Origin of the sequence: Sporichthya polymorpha DSM 43042 (genome assembly GCF_000384115.1) — a bacterium.
Taxonomy (GTDB): domain Bacteria; phylum Actinomycetota; class Actinomycetes; order Sporichthyales; family Sporichthyaceae; genus Sporichthya; species Sporichthya polymorpha.
In genome coordinates, this window is record NZ_KB913029.1 from 268,066 (window position 1) to 283,883 (window position 15,818).

At 67.0% G+C, this 15,818-nt stretch carries 15 protein-coding genes; 1 reads left to right on the forward strand and 14 read right to left on the reverse strand.

Features of this window, described 5'->3' with window-relative positions; genetic code table 11:
- Positions 1-2,004, forward strand: a 2,004-nt coding sequence (locus tag SPOPO_RS0101405; RefSeq protein ID WP_028984424.1) for an MMPL family transporter, incomplete at its 5' end; no start/stop codon positions are given.
- Positions 2,005-2,073: 69 nt separating this feature from the next.
- Here SPOPO_RS0101405 and SPOPO_RS26915 read toward each other — a convergent pair.
- The 14 genes from SPOPO_RS26915 to SPOPO_RS26935 all read right to left on the reverse strand — a co-directional run.
- On the reverse strand, positions 2,074-2,640 hold the full coding sequence (locus tag SPOPO_RS26915; protein ID WP_019872997.1) for a TetR/AcrR family transcriptional regulator: 567 nt from the start codon (positions 2,638-2,640) through the stop codon (positions 2,074-2,076).
- 179 nt (positions 2,641-2,819) lie between these two features.
- Positions 2,820-3,053 carry a 4Fe-4S domain-containing protein gene (locus SPOPO_RS0101415; protein ID WP_019872998.1) on the reverse strand — a complete coding sequence of 78 codons (234 nt, stop codon included), beginning with the start codon at positions 3,051-3,053 and terminating at the stop codon, positions 2,820-2,822.
- 2 nt (positions 3,054-3,055) lie between these two features.
- Positions 3,056-3,409, reverse strand: coding sequence for a DUF4286 family protein (locus SPOPO_RS0101420; protein WP_019872999.1), 354 nt, complete (start codon positions 3,407-3,409; stop codon positions 3,056-3,058).
- Between the two features lie 33 nt (positions 3,410-3,442).
- A complete protein-coding gene (locus SPOPO_RS26920) occupies positions 3,443-4,675 on the reverse strand; it encodes a cytochrome P450 (protein ID WP_019873000.1) in 1,233 nt (410 codons plus the stop codon).
- 34 nt (positions 4,676-4,709) lie between these two features.
- On the reverse strand, positions 4,710-5,462 hold the full coding sequence (locus SPOPO_RS0101430) for an SDR family NAD(P)-dependent oxidoreductase (RefSeq protein ID WP_019873001.1): 753 nt from the start codon (positions 5,460-5,462) through the stop codon (positions 4,710-4,712).
- A complete protein-coding gene (locus SPOPO_RS0101435) occupies positions 5,446-6,543 on the reverse strand; it encodes a CoA transferase (protein ID WP_019873002.1) in 1,098 nt (365 codons plus the stop codon). Before SPOPO_RS0101435 ends, SPOPO_RS0101430 begins: the two co-directional genes overlap by 17 nt.
- Entirely contained in the window at positions 6,527-7,543 is a 1,017-nt protein-coding gene (locus SPOPO_RS0101440; RefSeq protein ID WP_019873003.1) for a CoA transferase, read from the reverse strand. Before SPOPO_RS0101440 ends, SPOPO_RS0101435 begins: the two co-directional genes overlap by 17 nt.
- Entirely contained in the window at positions 7,540-9,072 is a 1,533-nt protein-coding gene (locus SPOPO_RS26925) for a class I adenylate-forming enzyme family protein (RefSeq protein WP_019873004.1), read from the reverse strand. Before SPOPO_RS26925 ends, SPOPO_RS0101440 begins: the two co-directional genes overlap by 4 nt.
- Positions 9,073-9,163: 91 nt before the next feature.
- Positions 9,164-9,550 carry an SCP2 sterol-binding domain-containing protein gene (locus SPOPO_RS26930; protein WP_019873005.1) on the reverse strand — a complete coding sequence of 129 codons (387 nt, stop codon included), beginning with the start codon at positions 9,548-9,550 and terminating at the stop codon, positions 9,164-9,166.
- Between the two features lie 79 nt (positions 9,551-9,629).
- Complete coding sequence (locus tag SPOPO_RS0101455) at positions 9,630-11,042, reverse strand: FAD-dependent oxidoreductase (RefSeq protein ID WP_019873006.1); 1,413 nt, start codon at positions 11,040-11,042, stop codon at positions 9,630-9,632.
- A 26-nt stretch (positions 11,043-11,068) separates the two neighbouring features.
- Complete coding sequence (locus SPOPO_RS0101460) at positions 11,069-12,265, reverse strand: FAS1-like dehydratase domain-containing protein (protein WP_019873007.1); 1,197 nt, start codon at positions 12,263-12,265, stop codon at positions 11,069-11,071.
- Complete coding sequence (locus SPOPO_RS0101465) at positions 12,262-13,227, reverse strand: amidohydrolase family protein (protein WP_019873008.1); 966 nt, start codon at positions 13,225-13,227, stop codon at positions 12,262-12,264. Before SPOPO_RS0101465 ends, SPOPO_RS0101460 begins: the two co-directional genes overlap by 4 nt.
- Positions 13,227-15,245: an FAD-dependent oxidoreductase gene (locus SPOPO_RS0101470; RefSeq protein ID WP_084670827.1), complete on the reverse strand. Its 2,019-nt coding sequence runs from the start codon at positions 15,243-15,245 to the stop codon at positions 13,227-13,229. The genes SPOPO_RS0101465 and SPOPO_RS0101470 overlap by 1 nt, the downstream gene beginning before the upstream one ends.
- A gap of 55 nt (positions 15,246-15,300) precedes the next feature.
- Positions 15,301-15,818 (reverse strand): SDR family NAD(P)-dependent oxidoreductase (locus SPOPO_RS26935; RefSeq protein ID WP_156869456.1); only part of this gene is annotated, 518 nt, incomplete at its 5' end.

Genomic DNA, 15,818 nt, shown 5'->3' on the forward strand with positions numbered 1-15,818 from the left:
CTGACGACCGAGTCACTGCAGGAGTTCACCGGGGGGACCACCGACCCACGCGCGCTCGGCATCGACCCCAATCGCACGGACGTCGGCCCGTTGCTCGCGGCCCTCTCCTCACCGGGCGGCCTCCGTATCACCGCGGACCTTCTCCGCGACTATCCGGGGCTGGGCAAGCGGCTCAGCTACTTCCTCGGTGACCAGGGCCGAACAACCCGGGTGGTGGTCGCTTTCGACTCCTCCCCCTATGCCGCCTCGGTTCTGAGTACGACTCGGGAGATGGACTCGGTCGCGGCGACCGCCCTCGCGGAGAGCGATCTCGGCGGCGCCCGCGTAGCTGTCGGCGGACCCAGCGCCTACTTCAGCGACATTCAAACCCTCGCCAACGCTGACGTGCGCACCGTGGGGGCCTTGGTCCTCGGAATCATCCTGGCCGTCCTCGCAGCGCTGGTCCGTTCCGTGATCGCCCCGCTGTACCTGCTCGCGAGTGCAGCGCTGTCCATGCTGGCCGCGCTCGGGATCACGACCCTGGTCTTCCAAGGAATCCTCGGGCACGCGGGCGTGGCGTTTTACCTGCCGATCTTCCTTTTCGTGATGCTGATCGCGCTCGGCTCGGACTACAACATCTTCATTGTCGGTCGGATCCGCGAAGAACTCGATGCCGGCCATACCGTCCGTGAGGCCACGGTCAAGGCGCTCGTCAGCACCGGGCCCACGATCACCGCGGCCGGTTTCGTCCTAGCCGGAACCTTCGCCGCACTGCTCATCACGCCGCTGCCGAGCATCCGCCAAATTGGATTCGGGGTCGCCGTCGGCATCCTCATCGACACCTTCGTGGTCCGCACGCTGGTGGTGCCCGCCGCTACCATTCTGCTCGGTCGGTATGCGTTCTGGCCGTCCACGGGACGCGCCCCCGCTGCGCGGCCACGCATAGCCGTCGCCAGCGCCGTGGCGAGCTTCCTTGCCCTCGCCGTTGCCCTCCCGGGACTGGCGTTTGCGGCGCGAGACCGTTTGGCGATCGTGGAGGTCCCCGCCCAGGCAACTGCGCCAGCCAATGCCGCAAGCGCCACGGTGGCCGCGCCTACCGCTCCCCCTGCGAAGACGAGCCAACCGGCGGCACCGGCACCCGTGGCCGAGGCGGAACCCTCGCCGTCGCTCTCGCCCCGGAACGCGAGAACTCAGCAGCCTAAGCGGTCCAAGAAAGCTTCGACCCCTCCCATGGCACCGCCCATGACCCCAGCATCTGATGCCCTTTCAGTCGCAGCGCCCACCGAGGGGCGCTGGACCTATCAGGTGAAGGGCACTCGCACCGTGGGCGCGGCCGGAACGGCGCAACCCTTCGCTGAGGACGCGGACTCGATCGTCACGAGAACTGGCGGCACCGCGACCGCGCCGGAGTTCCGCGTGACGACGAAGACCAGCTTCGCAAGCGCCGAGGAGCAGCGTCGCTACCACCGCTCTTCGGTCGATGCACTGTCCCAGCGCGTCAGCGCCCTCGGCATGGCATACGGCGGAACCTTCGATACTCCCCAGCAACTGGTGCGCACGCCCCTGCGCGTCGGCGACAGCTGGACGTCCCAGTGGCGTGCCGAGGACACGCGCGGTACGACGACTTCGACGGTCACCGGAACGCGCACCGTCAGCGTCGCGGGATCCCGCCTGCTGTGCTACATCATCGAACGCACGACCACGATGAAGGGTGACCTGACCGGCACCCAGAGCCAACGCACCTGCTGGGCCCCCTTAACCGGCATGCCTGCGGTCGATGAACAGCAGGTTCGTGGCACTTACCAAGGGGTTCAATTCGAGGCCGAAGTCAGCATGATCCTCCGGGCCACGCCCCCTAACAGCGCCACCCAGGCATCCGATCCCGGTCACACATCTGATCACGCCCGGAGCCAAGCCTGGCCTGTTGGCGGTCCGGCGGCTTTGACACACACCCCCGGGGCACGCCTCCGACTCCCGGATGGCCCCCGGGTATCGATGCATGTCCGCGGTGGGCTGCACGGGTGAAGATGATGACGCTCGGCGAATCTCCCCAGGGTTGCCAAGCAGGTCTGGGGAATTTCACCCTGAGCGTCGTCACCGCTTCTCGGCGGCCGAGATCATGCGCAGCGAGACGGCTTCGCAAGCCGTGCGCAGCGTCGCGGTGGAAGGTCCCGCCAGCGGGCCGTCGTTGAGCCGTAGCGACTGCACGTTCGTGCCGAGGGCTAACAGGCTGCGCATGATCAGTGACGTGACGGTCCAGCGCAGGGCGGTGTGCCGGCGGTTGCTTGGCTCGGACCGGCCGTGGTCGAGCACCCGCTCGATCTGGCGGCGTTCGAAGTCCTGCCGGATCTGCAGAGAGCTGGCGGTCGCTCCGGGCAGCTGGTGGTACAGCAGATTGGCCGGCTCAGGATTGTTCTCGACCCAGTCCCACATCGCACCGATGACCCCGTGGAAGCTCACCTCGCCCTCCGGTGAGCGGACCTCCTCGACCACCTCGTCGAGCTGGCGGAAGACGCTCTCGAGCGCCGCCTCGTACAGCTCGTCCTTGCTGGAGAAGTGGTAGTTCACGGCGGTCGTGACGACGTGGGCCTCCGCGGCGACGTCCTGGATCTTTGTGCCCTGAAATCCTTGCCGCGCGAACACCGTCACCGCGGCCCGCACGACGTGCTCGCGGCGGTTGGGGCGACGCGAGGGATGTCCCGCGCCCGATCCCGCTCTCGCCGGTGCTCCCCTCCCGCGTGCGTACCGCGCAGCAGGAGGATCTTGCCGGATCACCACGAGGCGATCACGGGAAAGCGAGCCCCGGAACTCGCAGCGGTAGCCCTTGCCGGGAAAGCTCGCTAGGACAGCAGATTCTGGCCGTCCCTGCGCACGGCAATCGCGGAGTTGGGACAGGTGTAGGCGACTTCGACGAGTTCCTCCACATCAAAGTCCTCCTCGCCGGTCGCGGCGACGACCGAGAGATGCTCTTCGCCCTCGACGAAGACCTTCGGCATGAGGCGTCGGCAGTCACCGATGCCCATGCACGAATCTTCGAGGACCTCGACCTGTACATCCTCGGGGATCCGCGCCATCGCTATTTCTCCTCGACGAGGCGATCGGAGACGGGCTCGAAGAAGTGCGCGGCGAAACTCGACATGTCCAGGGCTTCAGACAGGGCGATCTCGCCTGCCCCCACGCCCGCGGCGAGCACTTCGGCCGCCTCCTTGACGTTTTCCGCGTTCACCTCGTAGAGGGCGAGGTACCGGTGCGGCGGGTCGTCCATTCCTTCGAGAGCTGGGACACCGGTGTAGCGGTAGCGGGTTGCGGCCACGAACCCGGGGACCCGCAGGACGTCGGGCAGGTGCACCTTGTTGTACCAGGTGTTGTACTCCTCCTCAGCTTCCTTGCTGACCGGATTGGTCCAGACGACCATCAGCTTGGTGGGCATGCGCAGCTCCTCAACAGGGGAGATCGGAACAGATCAGGCGTCGAATGCAATGGGCAACGAACGGAAACCACGGACAAGGACGTTGTAGTTCATCTGCGGTTCGTCGCGGATCTCTATGTTGCGAATCCGGGGCAAGAGGTACTCCATGGCGATCCGCGTCTCCAGCCGGGCCAGGGGAGCCCCGATGCAGTAGTGCGGGCCGCCGCCGAACGCGAAGTGGTTGCGGGACCTCCGATCAAGATCGAAGTTCGCAGCGTTGTGGTACTGCCGCTCGTCACGGTTGGCGGAGCCGTAGAGCAGCTGGACCCGCGCATCGTTCGGGATCTCAGTGCCGTCGATCTCGAAAGGCGAGCGCGAGGTGCGGAACAGGCCCTGCACCGGGGCGTCCCATCGCAGCGTCTCTTCGATGGCCCACTCGATCAAGGACGGGTCCTCGACGCAGCGGCGCAGCTGGTCCGGATGCTGCACCAGGGCGTGCAGCGTGTTGCCAATGAGGTTGGTCGTCGTCTCGTTCCCCCCGATGAGGAACAACATGCACTGGGCGATGACCTCGTGGTGCGCGAGGGAGTCGCCGTCCTTCGTCGAGCCGAGCAAGACGCTAATCAGGTCCTCCCCCGGCTGCGCCCGCCGCTCGTTCACGATGGCGTCGAAGTACGTGGCCAGCTCCATCGCCGAGCCGAGGGCAGTCATCTGCAGCGCCGGGTCGATGCCACCGCCAATGAGATAAACGATGTCCTCGGACCAATCCTTGAACTTTTTCCGATCCGCTGTCGGGATACCGAGGATCTCAGCGATGACAGTGACCGGCAGGGGGGTGGCCAGGTGCTCGGTCAGGTCGGCGTTGCCCGACTTGTTGTGTTCCATGAGGTCGTGGACGCACGCTTCGGTGATGTCCCGGACCTTGGCTTCCCACCCGGCGATTCGGCGCGGGGTGAACTCCTTCTGGACCAGGTCGCGCAGGCGGCGGTGGTCCGGCGGGTCCTTGGAGATCATGACCTCGCTGAGGTTCTCCGCGCCTTCCATGCCGAGCGCGCTGAGATCCACGACCCGCTCCACCGCGATGCCTTCGGCGGAGGAAAGCACATCCGTCGCGTTGACACCCCAGGCGACGTGCTCGTGGCGGGACAGGATCCAGAAGTCGTGCTCTGCGACGTAATAAGCCGGGCTGTTTTCTCGAAGCCAGGCGTAGTGGTCGTAGGGGTACTTGCGGGTCTCCAGGTCGAACGGGTCGTAGCCGGTGATCGCGGAGATGTTGTCCACCGTCATGGTTGTCCTCCAGGGAAGGGAGTCGCGTTGGCTGTCAGACGAGCAGGAAGCCGCCGTCGACGAAGATGGTCTGGCCGGTGACGAACGAGGTGCCGTCTCCGGCGAGTGCCAGCACCATCCCGCACAGATCCTCGGGGGCGCCGATCCGCTTGACGGCCTGGTGTTGGAGGACCAGGTCCACCATGAAGTCCTGCAACAACTCCGAGGTCCCCTCGGTCTTGATGAAGCCCGGCGCGATGGCGTTCACCCGGATGTTGGCGTCAGCCAGTTCCAGCGCAGCGTTGCGGGTGAACGCCGCGATTGCTCCTTTGGAGGCCCCGTAGGCGCTGACCGCCGGTTGGCCGGCACGGGCCGCCGCAATCGATGCCAGGTTGACGATGGACCCTCCGCCTCGCGCGGCCATCAGCCTGGCGGCCTCGCGCGTGCACAAGAACGTCCCGCCCAAGTTGACCCGCATCACCGTGTCGAAGAGCGTCAGCGGATGCCCCTCGATGGTGTGCATCGGGTAGATACCCGCGTTGTTGACGAGGATGTCCAGCGCGCCGCCAAGTTCTGCGAACGCAGTGACAACGGATTGCTCGTCGGCTACATCGATCCGGATCCCCCGCGCGACCCCGCCGGCGGCGACGATCTCCTTGACAACCCCCGCCGCCATATCGGCGTTGAGGTCACCGACCACGACCGACACCCCCACCTCGCCGAAGGCAAGGGACAACGCGCGTCCGATTCCCTGAGCCCCTCCGGTGACGAGTGCCGTCCGGCCCTCGAGGCTAAACCGATCCAGCATCGTCTCTCCCACTGTCGACTGTTGCCTGCGCGCACGGCGCGGACTTGTTCACGAACTGCTCGGTGTGCTCCCCGAGGCGCGGCACTGCTCCGTGCACCTTCGGTACCCGGCCCTCGACCCGCCACGGCACGTGGTATCGGTGCCACGTGCCGATGACCTCACTGCGCTCGTCCTCCACGACCCCACGGCGGCGCGCCCTGTCGGAGTCGGAGGCGGTGTCGATGCGCTGCACCACGGCGGCGGCGTGGCCCGACGCGGCGAGCGCCGCGACGATGTCCTCGGCGGAGCGGACAGCGGACCATTCCGCGATCGGCTCGCCAGACTGTGGCCGCCACTCATCGTCGGTGAGCGACGCGGCGATCCACCGCGAGGGATCCGTTGTCGGCAGCACGACGGAGAGGGCGTCCGTCGCCTTGGTGCCGTCGCGCCACTGGGTGAAGGGCGCGAGTAGCTGCCAGGTTACGGCTTTGATCTGCGACACGGACACGTACGAGCCGAGCCCGGTCTGCTGCCGCCGGTGCAGTGCGGCGAGCAACCCGAGCAGCCCGGTCATGCCCCCGACGGGGTCACCCCAACCGGTCATGAGCATGCCGGTGATCTCACCGGGATAGCCCACCTGGGACTCGAGCCCCCCGAGGCCGGTAAAGACCGGCGCGTATCCGCGTAGTGACTCGCGGGGGTCGCCGGGGTGCAGTGTCGGCATGGAGAGCATGCACAGCGCGGGATTCCCCGCAGCCAATACGGCGTAGGACATGCCGAGCCGGTCGATCGCCCCAGGCGCCAGGTTCTCGACGATCACGTCCGCGCCGGCCGCGAGGGCTCGCGCAGCCGCGAGGCCATCGGGCGTGCGTAAGTCCAGTTCTACCGATTGTTTGCCGGCATTCAATTGGGCGAAGTACGGGTTGTCGGCGGCGGTCGCCCCCTCGATCTTTGCGCCGCAGTCCCGCGGAGCGGGGAGCTGGCGCACGGCGTCCAGGTGATCCCGCGACTCCACGCGGATCACCTGGCACCCCAGCGCCTGAAGGTATTGGCCCACCATCGGGCCACTCCAGTTCCCGCCGAACTCAAGCACCCGGAACATGGCTGGCCACCTCCGCTCCCACGACGAGCCACGGCAGTGGAAGTGCCGGTTGATCAGATATGGAAGCCCGGAGCAGGGGCAGGATTCCACCGAGATCCAGGTCGTCCATCTCAAGGAACGGCGAGCACACGACGCCATGCCGTTCCGCGTCGTCGAGAACCTCGCGCCGAGTCCGAGTGGCGGCCCATTCCCGCAGTTCGGCGACGAAGTCCTCGCGCTTGACCAGGCCGTCGCGATAGGTTGGGAACTTTTCCGCGAAACCTGGGGGCATCATCGCATGCAGCCTGGCCAGTTGCCCGGGCACGGTGACGTAGACGAGGGCGACTCCGTCCGTGCAGTCCAGCAACGCCCCGAGCGCGAGCGAGGAGCCCAGAGATCCCCGGCTCGGCCGCACGGTCGGCGTCCAGGAACCGCCGTACGCCCGTAGGAAGGTGTGATAGGTGCCTACCTGCGCCGTGACAACATCCGCCGTCGCGATGTCGACCGCTTGGGGCGCCGGGTCTCCGGTCCGGCTGAGCAGCGACCAGACCAGGGCGGTCGCGGCGTGAATGCCGGCAAGGGTCGCCCCCACTCCCCCGGGCAAGGGCAGGGGCGGAGCGCCGTCCCTGCCGAGGTCCCACATGATGCCGGACTCGGCGTCGACCAGGCCGGGCGCGGGGTTGGGATGGGCCTCTGTCAGGCCCAGGTCGGTGACGGCGACGTAGGGAACACCGGCACTGCGGCAAGCGGCCGCGAGCGCACCGACACCGCAGTCGTCGATCACCCCGTGCGCGGCCCCCAGCCGCGCCGCCCGCTCGGCGTCGTCAACCGGGTACGGCTCTAGCTTCTTGTGTTCGTCGCATTCGGTAAGAGCCGCGTCGCGTTCGCCCCCGAAATAGTCCCACCGGGTCACCGAGGCACCGAGCAGGGCGAGGGTCCGGCCGGCGAACCCACCCCGCAGTGAGGAGCTGACCTCGATGAGCTCGACGCCGTTCAACAGGTCCAGGCGGGGGGTGCTCACTGCGGGCATCCCGCCTGCTCCGAGCGCAGCCAGTCATCGCGCAGGGCGCGTTTGAGGATCTTGTTCGACTCGGTGCGTGGGAGCTCGTCCACGATCCGGATCTCGCGCGGTGCTTTGTAGTGCGCGAGCCGGGTCCGCACGTAAGAAGTGAGCTCCTCGGTTGACGTCCCGGTGCGGGCTTCGACGGCCGCCACCGGGACCTCGCCCAGCCGCTCGTCGGGAATGCCGAACGCGGCGGCCTCCAGGACGCTGTCGTGGGAGAGAAGTGCCTGCTCGATCTCGGCGGGGTACACGTTGAAGCCGCCGCACAGGATGAGTTCCTTGGATCGGCCGACCAGGTAGAGGTAGCCGTCCTCATCGAGATAACCGAGGTCGCCGGTCTCGAACCAGCCCTCCGCGTCGGCGCCCTGGTTTGACCCATCGGCGCCCGCCGCGGCGTAGCCCTTCATGCTGAACGGAGTGCGCACGACGACTTCCCCGGAGGTGCGCGCCGGCACCGGTCGCCCGGCCGGGTCCTTGATGACGATCTCGACGCCGGGATAGGGGCGCCCCACCGAGCCCGGTCGGCGCAGACCTGCCGCGACATCGTCTGTGGAATAGCCCGCGATGTAACCGGTCTCGGTCTGGCCGTACACCTGGGTGATGTGGACTCCGAATCGGCGTTCGAATCGCTCCTGGACCGCTGCGGTGAGGGGAGCCCCGCCGGAGATGACCTTGCGCAGGGACGGCCAAGTCGAGTCGCCGTCGAACGTGGCGAGCATCTGCAGCATGGTGGGGGTCCCGACGAAGGTGTCGAGTCGATGCTTTCGAGCCAGGTCCAGCACCCGTGCTGGGCTGAAGCGGTCGATTATCAGCAGCCGCCGCCCGACGACAAGGGCGAAGACGAGGGTGTTGACGCCCCCAGTCTGAGCGAGTGGACCGGCCACCAGGTTGGGCGGCACTTCTGGCGCTGCGACCGGGTACGGGCCGGGCCGCCCTTTGAGGGACTGCGCCATGGACTCCGCGGCTTGGATGAGCCGCTCGTGGGTGAGCCGGGCTGCCTTGGCGCTCCCTGTGGTACCGGAAGTGAAGATCAGGACTGCATCAGTGCCCTGGGGAGCTTCGGCAACATTGGGGGTGCCGCTGGCGGCAACGCCGGGTTCGAACAGCGGCACATCCTCGGCCAGGAGCACCTCCGCGTCCGCGACCTGGGCATCACCCGTGGCGAGGGCCTTGGCCGTCACCAGCTGGGTAATGCCGGCCTCGACGATCGCGCGGTCGCGCTCATGCGGACTGAGGGCGGAATTCAGCAGGGCCACCTGATTCCCGCGCATCCAGGCGGCGAAGGCGGTCACCAGCATCGGCGCCCCGTTGGGCAGCATCACCCCGGTCACGCCAGGGCGCAACTGCGCCGCCAGCGCAGCCGCCGCGTCCGCCAGTTGGCGATAGCTCCACGAGGTGCTGGCAGAGTCGTCGAGGACGAACTCGGAGTCCCCGTCAGCCGTGGCACGATCCCACAGCAGCGAGGCAAGGTTGATTGAAGTCGGCACGGAGCGTCCTCGTCGAGAGTTCGGGCGCGGGACTTTCTCTGGAGCACGACGGGGGGGCGGGAAGCCGACGGGCATCCCGCCCCCGGGACCGTCAGTACTCGGTGGGGACCGAGGTGAGGACCGGAACCATGGTTTGCAGCGCACCCTGGTTCTTCATAACCTTGCCCAGGTTGCCGGTCAGCTTGACCTTGCCCTGCACGAAGGCCTGCTGAGAGTTGAGCTCTCCGCTGTTCAACGCCACCGAGGTTTCATAATTTTGCGTCATTTTCGCGTCGGCGTCGGCGGTCTCGCCCGGGTTATAGCTCACTGATCCGTCTTTAAAGACGTAATAGTACTTGACCTCGCCGAGGTCGGGAACATCGTTGACCACCTGTTGCAGAGTCAGATCGACTCCCTTGGTGGCCTCCTGAAACGCCTGGTCCTCGTTGAGCGCCTTCTCGACCGCTCGACCCCATTCTTCGGACAGGTACTTCGCCATCAGTGTCTTCCTTTCGTGAAGCGATTGCGCGGCCTGCGCAAGCGTCGATCTCAGAACTTCGGTCTGACGGGTCCGCTGGTCATGGCAGCTTCGCGGCCTCACTTGCTGCCGTCCGGCCCGCAATCCGACCGAAGACGATGGCGTTGGCCACGGAATTGCCGCCGCCGACGTAGCGTTCCCCCAGCACACCGCCGGTGGTCTCGCCTGCGGCGTACAGGCCCGCGATCGGCTTCCCGCTGCGGTCCAGCACGCGCGCGGAGGGGTCGATGCGCAGACCCGTCGACGTCAGGCAGACGATCGCGGGGCGCATCTCGACCGCGTAGAAGGGGGGCTCGGCAACCGGAAGCAGGTAGGCCGGATCCTTGAAGAACTCGGTATCCGTTCTGCTCTGGGCGTCCGCGTTGTACCGCAGGATGCTGTTCTCCACGGCGGCGACCGGCAGTCCCACCTTCGCCGCAAGGTCGGCGACCGAGTCCGCGACCTGGACCTTGCCCGCGTCAGCCATCTGAGCCAGGAAGTCGGGCAGGAAATTCACGGCGACGATGCCGGCCGCGAACGCGTCCGCGAACTTTGAATCGGGCTTCGCGCTCCTCCGCGCCGCTTCGTCGAAGATCGCGAACGCCCTACCCCCCTGTTCCTTGAACGCGCCGGCCATGACCGAGTAGGGGGCGGTCTCGGTGATGAACCTACGACCCTCCGGGCCCAGATACACCAGCCATCCCGGCGGGTCCACCTCCAATTCACGGGCGAACCCGGGCGTGATCAACAGCAGGCCGCGGTTGTGGCCCGTGACCGCTGCCCCGGCGTCCTGACCCATCGTCAGTCCGTCGCCTACACACGTGGACGCGGAGATGGACCACGTCCATTCTCCGGCGTCGCAGGCCTCGGGGTAGTGCTGCTGAAGCATCTGCGGGTTGTGGCCGAATCCCCCGGTGGTGATCACGACCGACTTGGCCCTGAGTTCTTCACCGCGGGCGGCGATTCCGACCACGCGGCCGTCCTCGACGAGGAGACGTTCGACGCGGTTCTCCACTGCGACGTCGATGCCCTCCGACTCCACCAGACCTTCGAGGGCGGCGGCAATTGCTGCTCCGAACCCGAGTGGCGCGTGGCCTCGGGGAACCGCTTCCACCCCGGAGGCGTACAGGTCTTCCGGCGGGAAGTAGACGCCCATCTCGATGAGCCACTCGAGAGCTGGGGCGGCCTCGTCACACAGAACCCGGACCAGGGCGGGTTCGACCCGCCACTGGTTCAAGGTCATGTAGTACTCGAACATCGCGTCCGGGGTGTCGTCCGGTATCCCGGCCTCCCGTTGCACGGAGGTGCCGGCCGCGTAGAAGACACCCCCGGACAGCCGCGTGGACCCGCCCAGCAGGTTCGCGGAGTCGGCGATGATGATCCGCTCCGCCCCGGCCGCCTTGGCCGTCAGCGCGGCCGCCATTCCGGCGCCGCCGCCGCCGACGATCGCGACGTCGTAGTCCCAGGTGGTCATGGTCGTGTCCTCTTGTTCTCCTGCGCTCACGCGCTCGACGCCGGGCCGGTCCCGCTCACGGACGACGGCAGTGCGACCGTGGCTTCACCGGTCGTGGTGACCTCGTCCCGGTGGGTTCTGGTTTCGAGCGACAGGTCGACCAGGTTGAGGTCTCCCTCGCGACGCGTGCCGGTGACGGTGGCGTAGAGCCGGATCAAATCACCCTGCCAGTGGAAGTTGCGGTACTGGATCGCCAAGCGCCGCAGCGCGCCGTGGTCCCCCATCCAGTTCATGAGGAGCTGACCGAACCAGTGCAGCCGCTCGTAGCCGGCCTCGTAGGCCTTGGGCATCCCGAGATAGGTCTGGCAGCGCTCATTGGTCCAGTGAATGGAGACGGGTGGCTCGAGCGCGTTCTCCTCGTTTCGGATCGGCAGGTTCGGGTGCGACTCGAACAACTCGAGGGCGAGCTCGTGGCCCACCACCCACCCGCCCGGGAAGTTGATGGACTCGAAGGCGAGCTTGCTCGTGAGCGTCGTCGGACCCTTGACGATGTAGGGGATCGCCGTTCCCGGCGTCACGTCCTCCCAGTAGAGGATCTCGCTGCCCCGACGCTGGGTGTTCTGCCTCTTGTACTCCTGCGCGATCTCCGCGAGCTGCTCGTCGGTCCACCACACCGTGGGAGTCTCGGCGTACCGTTCCGCCCGCTTGGCCTCACCCCGGGAAAAGCGGTGCCAGGAGGTCTTGTAGGTCCCGAGGTGTTCCCCCTCGGCCGTGTGCACGTCGGTGGCGTAGTTCTGTACGGCTGCCTGCGAGCTGAACGAGCTGTCCACGAGGGTGACGTCGACCAGCCGGGTCAGGGCGGCGAGCTGGTCGCCGACCAGCACCGGGCGGTTCCATTCCAACTCACATCCGCGCCAGATGGTGTGGCAGCCGGGAAACCCGTCCGTGGCGCCGTTGACGCGTTCGGTCCACGACAGCACACCAGGGGGGCACCACTGCGCGCCCCAGGGCGAACCGGCCGCGTATTCCGGGTCCAGGTAGAGCGGGTTGGTGTCCGCGATCCCGGTGGCGTACCGGACGACATAGGGGGAGGTGATCTGCAGATACTTGCCGACGTAGTTGCTGTTGTAGCGGAAGAAGGACGACGGGGCGTCCCGGTCCACGCCGATCCGCTCGCGGAGGCGTTGTGCCGCCTCCTCGGTGACCTGGCCCCAGGTGCCCTGGGCACGCGTATCAGTGGTCATGACGTCACCTTTCCAAGTGTGGTGCCGCCATCGAGGTTGAGGAACCTGACGGCGTTGTCGTGGAGTACCGCGTGGCGGGTCTTGTCCGAGAGCGGAAGTTCGAGAAATTCCAGCTTGCAGCGCTCGAGGCCGAGCCCGTTCGTGCCGAACAGGACCTTGTCCCGGCCTCGGGAGGAGTTCATGAAGCGGACGAGCCGCTCGTCCAGCGACTTCGGGAAGTACGCCGAGATGTCGCCGTAGACGTTGGGGTGGCGCCATAGCATCGAGCACCACTCGTCAACCCACGGCCAACCGGTGTGGGAGAGGTTGATCCGCAGGTCGGGGAAGTCGATGGCGACGTCGTCCGCGAGCATCGGCCGGCCGACGTCGGAGGGGAGAACCTCCGCACTGTGGCCCACCTGGAAACCCACGGCAATACCCAGCTCGGCGCACTTGCCGTAGAGGGGATAGAACTTGCGGTCGTTGGGCGGGAGTCCGAAGCCCTGTGGGTGGAACCAGACGTAGCGCAGGTCGTGCTCTCGGACCGCCCGGTCGATCTCTGCGAGCGAGGCGGTGATGTCGAAGGGGTTGAAGCTGGCCGCGGCCAGCACCCGATCGGGTGCCTGTTTGGCTAGGTCCTGCACGTCGGCGAGGGAGTAGTCCAGGATCAGTTGGTGATGGTGGCGGAAGGACCACATCTTCGTGGCGCAGACCACGAGTGTGCTGTACCCGAGGCGGTCCATGTCCTGCACGCACTCGGCGACGTCGGCGTGGCCCTGCAACGCCGCCGCCTGCCGCAGCACCTCGGGGTCCGGGGTGACACCACCGAACACGCTCTTGAAGGTGGTGCGGGTCATGATCTTGAACTCTTCGAACTGGAAGATGTCCGTACCGAGACTCCGGTCGACCTCAACCGGGTGGTTCATGATGTCGATCGTCGGGAACTCTCGCGGGTCGGGCGCGGCGTCCGTGTTCTGACCCATCAGACCTCCAACCCGACCTTCATGCCATGCTCGACCGACTCCTGGATCCCGCGCGGCGTCCACGCGGCACCGATCAGGTACAGCCGCCCGAATCCGGCGGTTCGCAACTCGTCGTGCAATGCACTGTCCGGCCGTGACGCGCACGAGAGGACCACCGAGTCGAACCCCTCCACTGAACTTCCGCGGCCAGTGAGAGCGGACTGCAGGTCCAGGCGGCCGTCGCCGATCTTGGTCACGCGCACTCGGCTGTGGCACACCACACCGAGCTCCTCCAACCGGGTGAGCACCGGCGGCACGGTGTAACGGCCCAGGGCGTTGCCGATGCCGCCCCAGTGGTGGAACACCTCCACTTCATGGCCGGCATGCGCGAGCTTCAGCGCAACGCTGACGGTCTCCATCCCGTCCTCCTGGGACACGATGGCGACCCGTCGCCCGAGGGGTGCAGACCCGTCGAGGACCGACCAGGCCTGCACGACCGAAGGATCGTCGGCTCCGTCGATCGGTGGCACCAGGGGCACGGAACCTGTCGCGCACACCACGACATCGGGGGACAGCGCCAGCACACTGTCCGCGGTCGCGGCGGTGTTCATCTGCAGATCGATGCCGAGCCGGGCGGCGTTGCTCTGGTGGTAGTCCACGAAGCGGAGGAACTGCTCGCGCCCCGGGATCTGGCCGGCGAGCCAGACCTGGCCACCGAGGTGATCGTGCTGCTCCAGGACAGTGACCCGGTGCCCGCGACCGGCTGCGACGCGGGCCGTCTCCAGGCCCGCGGGGCCGGCCCCAACGATCACGACATGTCGCTGCTGGCGGGCCGGTGCGTAGTTCGCCGCCCAGTACAGCTCATTACCAGCCGTGGAGTTGACCGAGCACATCGCCCGCTGCTGGAGCTGGAACAAGCCGGTGCCGGTTCCGTGCACGGAATTGTCGATGCAACGGTTACACCCGATGCACGGGCGAATTTCTTCCTCGCGCCCCTCGGCCGCCTTCAGCGCGAACTCCGGGTCACTGATGCTGGCGCGCGTCATCCCCACGAGGTCGCACGCGCCGTCCTCGAGCAGCTGCTCGGCCATCTCGACCGTTAGCACGCGGCCGGCGTACAAGACCTTGACGTCCTCGTTGACCTCGTTGACGGCGCGACGGAGTCGCTTGGCGCGGTCCGCTCCGAGGGCCGGCGGGTAGAACGATGTCGGAACGTAGGGCGGGTCTCCCCAGGAGTGCCCGACGTCGAAGTTGACGAAGTCCGGAGGTGCCTCACGGCAGATGTGCCGAATCATGCGCTCCGCCTCGTCGAGGTCGAAGCCACCGGCACGGGCCTCGCCCGCGGTGAACCGGAAACCCACGGCGAGACCCGGGCCCGCCGTGGCGCGGACCCGCTTGATGGTTTCCACGAGCAACTTGCAGCGGCCCTCGGTACTACCGCCCCACTCGTCAGTGCGCCGGTTGGTGGCCGGGGAAAGGAACAGGTGCAGCAACGTCTCGTGGGCGGCGTGCAACTCCACCCCGTCCACCCCGACGCCGTGGTAGGCAGCAGCAGCGTTGGCGTACGCCGCGATGAAGTGCTCGATCTCGTCCGGGGTGCACGGATGTGACACCCAGTCGTAGGCGCCACTCACCGGGACCGCGGACGGACCGAAGACGGCGTTCAGTTGCGTCAGCTGGAACACCGCGACGGCGCCGGCCTCGTGCACCGCCGCAACGAATCGCTGCACCGCCGTCATCACATCGGGGCTGTAATACAGCGGAAACCGCATCGCGGCTCCGCCCGGAATGATCTCGTCCTTGGCCTCCGACGGCATCGGCGCATCGAGCAGCCAGGTTTCACTCCCGATCCACGCCATCCCCCCCTTGGCCTTCGCCACGTGGTGGACGATGAAGGCGTCGTCCGGGGCGCCTTCGAGGCGGCCGGCTCCGATGGTGTTGGTGGTCTCGCACAGGCGGTTGTGCACCGTCATGGGCCCGACCTGCAGGGGCGAGAAGACGTGGGGGTACCGCGATGATCCTTGGGCAGAAATCTTCATGCCGACGTTCCTTTCAGGAGCTACCCGGGCGAGGTAGAGAAATCCGCTCGCGGCCTCAGATGAGAAGAAATCCGCCGTCAGCGATCAGGGTGGTTCCGGTCACGAATGAGCAGCCGGGGCCGCACAACGCGACCGTCAACGCCGCGATGTCCTCGGGTGTCCCGACACGCTTCAAGACCTGATGCTGCAGGAGCAGGTCGGACATCCCGCCGGCCACGAAGTGGTCGGTGCCGGCGGTGTGGATGAACCCGGGAGCGATCGCGTTGACCGTCACGTTCCACTCGGCGAACTCCAGCGCAGCGTTGCGCGTGAGCTGAGATACCGCAGCTTTCGAAGACCCGTAGGCGGCCAAGCCGGGCTGCCCCGCCGTGAATGCGGTCATCGATGAGAGGTTGACGATGGCGCCACGATCACCCGATTCGCGGAGGAACTTGATCGCCTCGCGCATGGCGATGAACGTGCCGAGCACATTGAGGTCGTACACACGCTGGAACTCGGCGACCGAGAGCTCCTCGAGCGTGATGTAGGGATAGACCCCGGCGTTGTTCACCAGGATGTTGAGCTTGCCCAACG

What these genes read in the sequence shown, in the direction of transcription:
- SPOPO_RS0101415 (WP_019872998.1), bottom strand. Translation starts at nt 3,053, where the DNA reads ATGGCGCGGATCCCCGAGGATGTACAGGTCGAGGTCCTCGAAGATTCG.
- SPOPO_RS0101420 (WP_019872999.1), bottom strand. Translation starts at nt 3,409, where the DNA reads ATGCCCACCAAGCTGATGGTCGTCTGGACCAATCCGGTCAGCAAGGAA.
- SPOPO_RS26920 (WP_019873000.1), bottom strand. Translation starts at nt 4,675, where the DNA reads ATGACGGTGGACAACATCTCCGCGATCACCGGCTACGACCCGTTCGAC.
- SPOPO_RS0101430 (WP_019873001.1), bottom strand. Translation starts at nt 5,462, where the DNA reads ATGCTGGATCGGTTTAGCCTCGAGGGCCGGACGGCACTCGTCACCGGA.
- SPOPO_RS0101435 (WP_019873002.1), bottom strand. Translation starts at nt 6,543, where the DNA reads ATGTTCCGGGTGCTTGAGTTCGGCGGGAACTGGAGTGGCCCGATGGTG.
- SPOPO_RS26930 (WP_019873005.1), bottom strand. Translation starts at nt 9,550, where the DNA reads ATGGCGAAGTACCTGTCCGAAGAATGGGGTCGAGCGGTCGAGAAGGCG.
- SPOPO_RS0101455 (WP_019873006.1), bottom strand. Translation starts at nt 11,042, where the DNA reads ATGACCACCTGGGACTACGACGTCGCGATCGTCGGCGGCGGCGGCGCC.
- SPOPO_RS0101460 (WP_019873007.1), bottom strand. Translation starts at nt 12,265, where the DNA reads ATGACCACTGATACGCGTGCCCAGGGCACCTGGGGCCAGGTCACCGAG.
- SPOPO_RS0101465 (WP_019873008.1), bottom strand. Translation starts at nt 13,227, where the DNA reads ATGGGTCAGAACACGGACGCCGCGCCCGACCCGCGAGAGTTCCCGACG.
- SPOPO_RS0101470 (WP_084670827.1), bottom strand. Translation starts at nt 15,245, where the DNA reads ATGAAGATTTCTGCCCAAGGATCATCGCGGTACCCCCACGTCTTCTCG.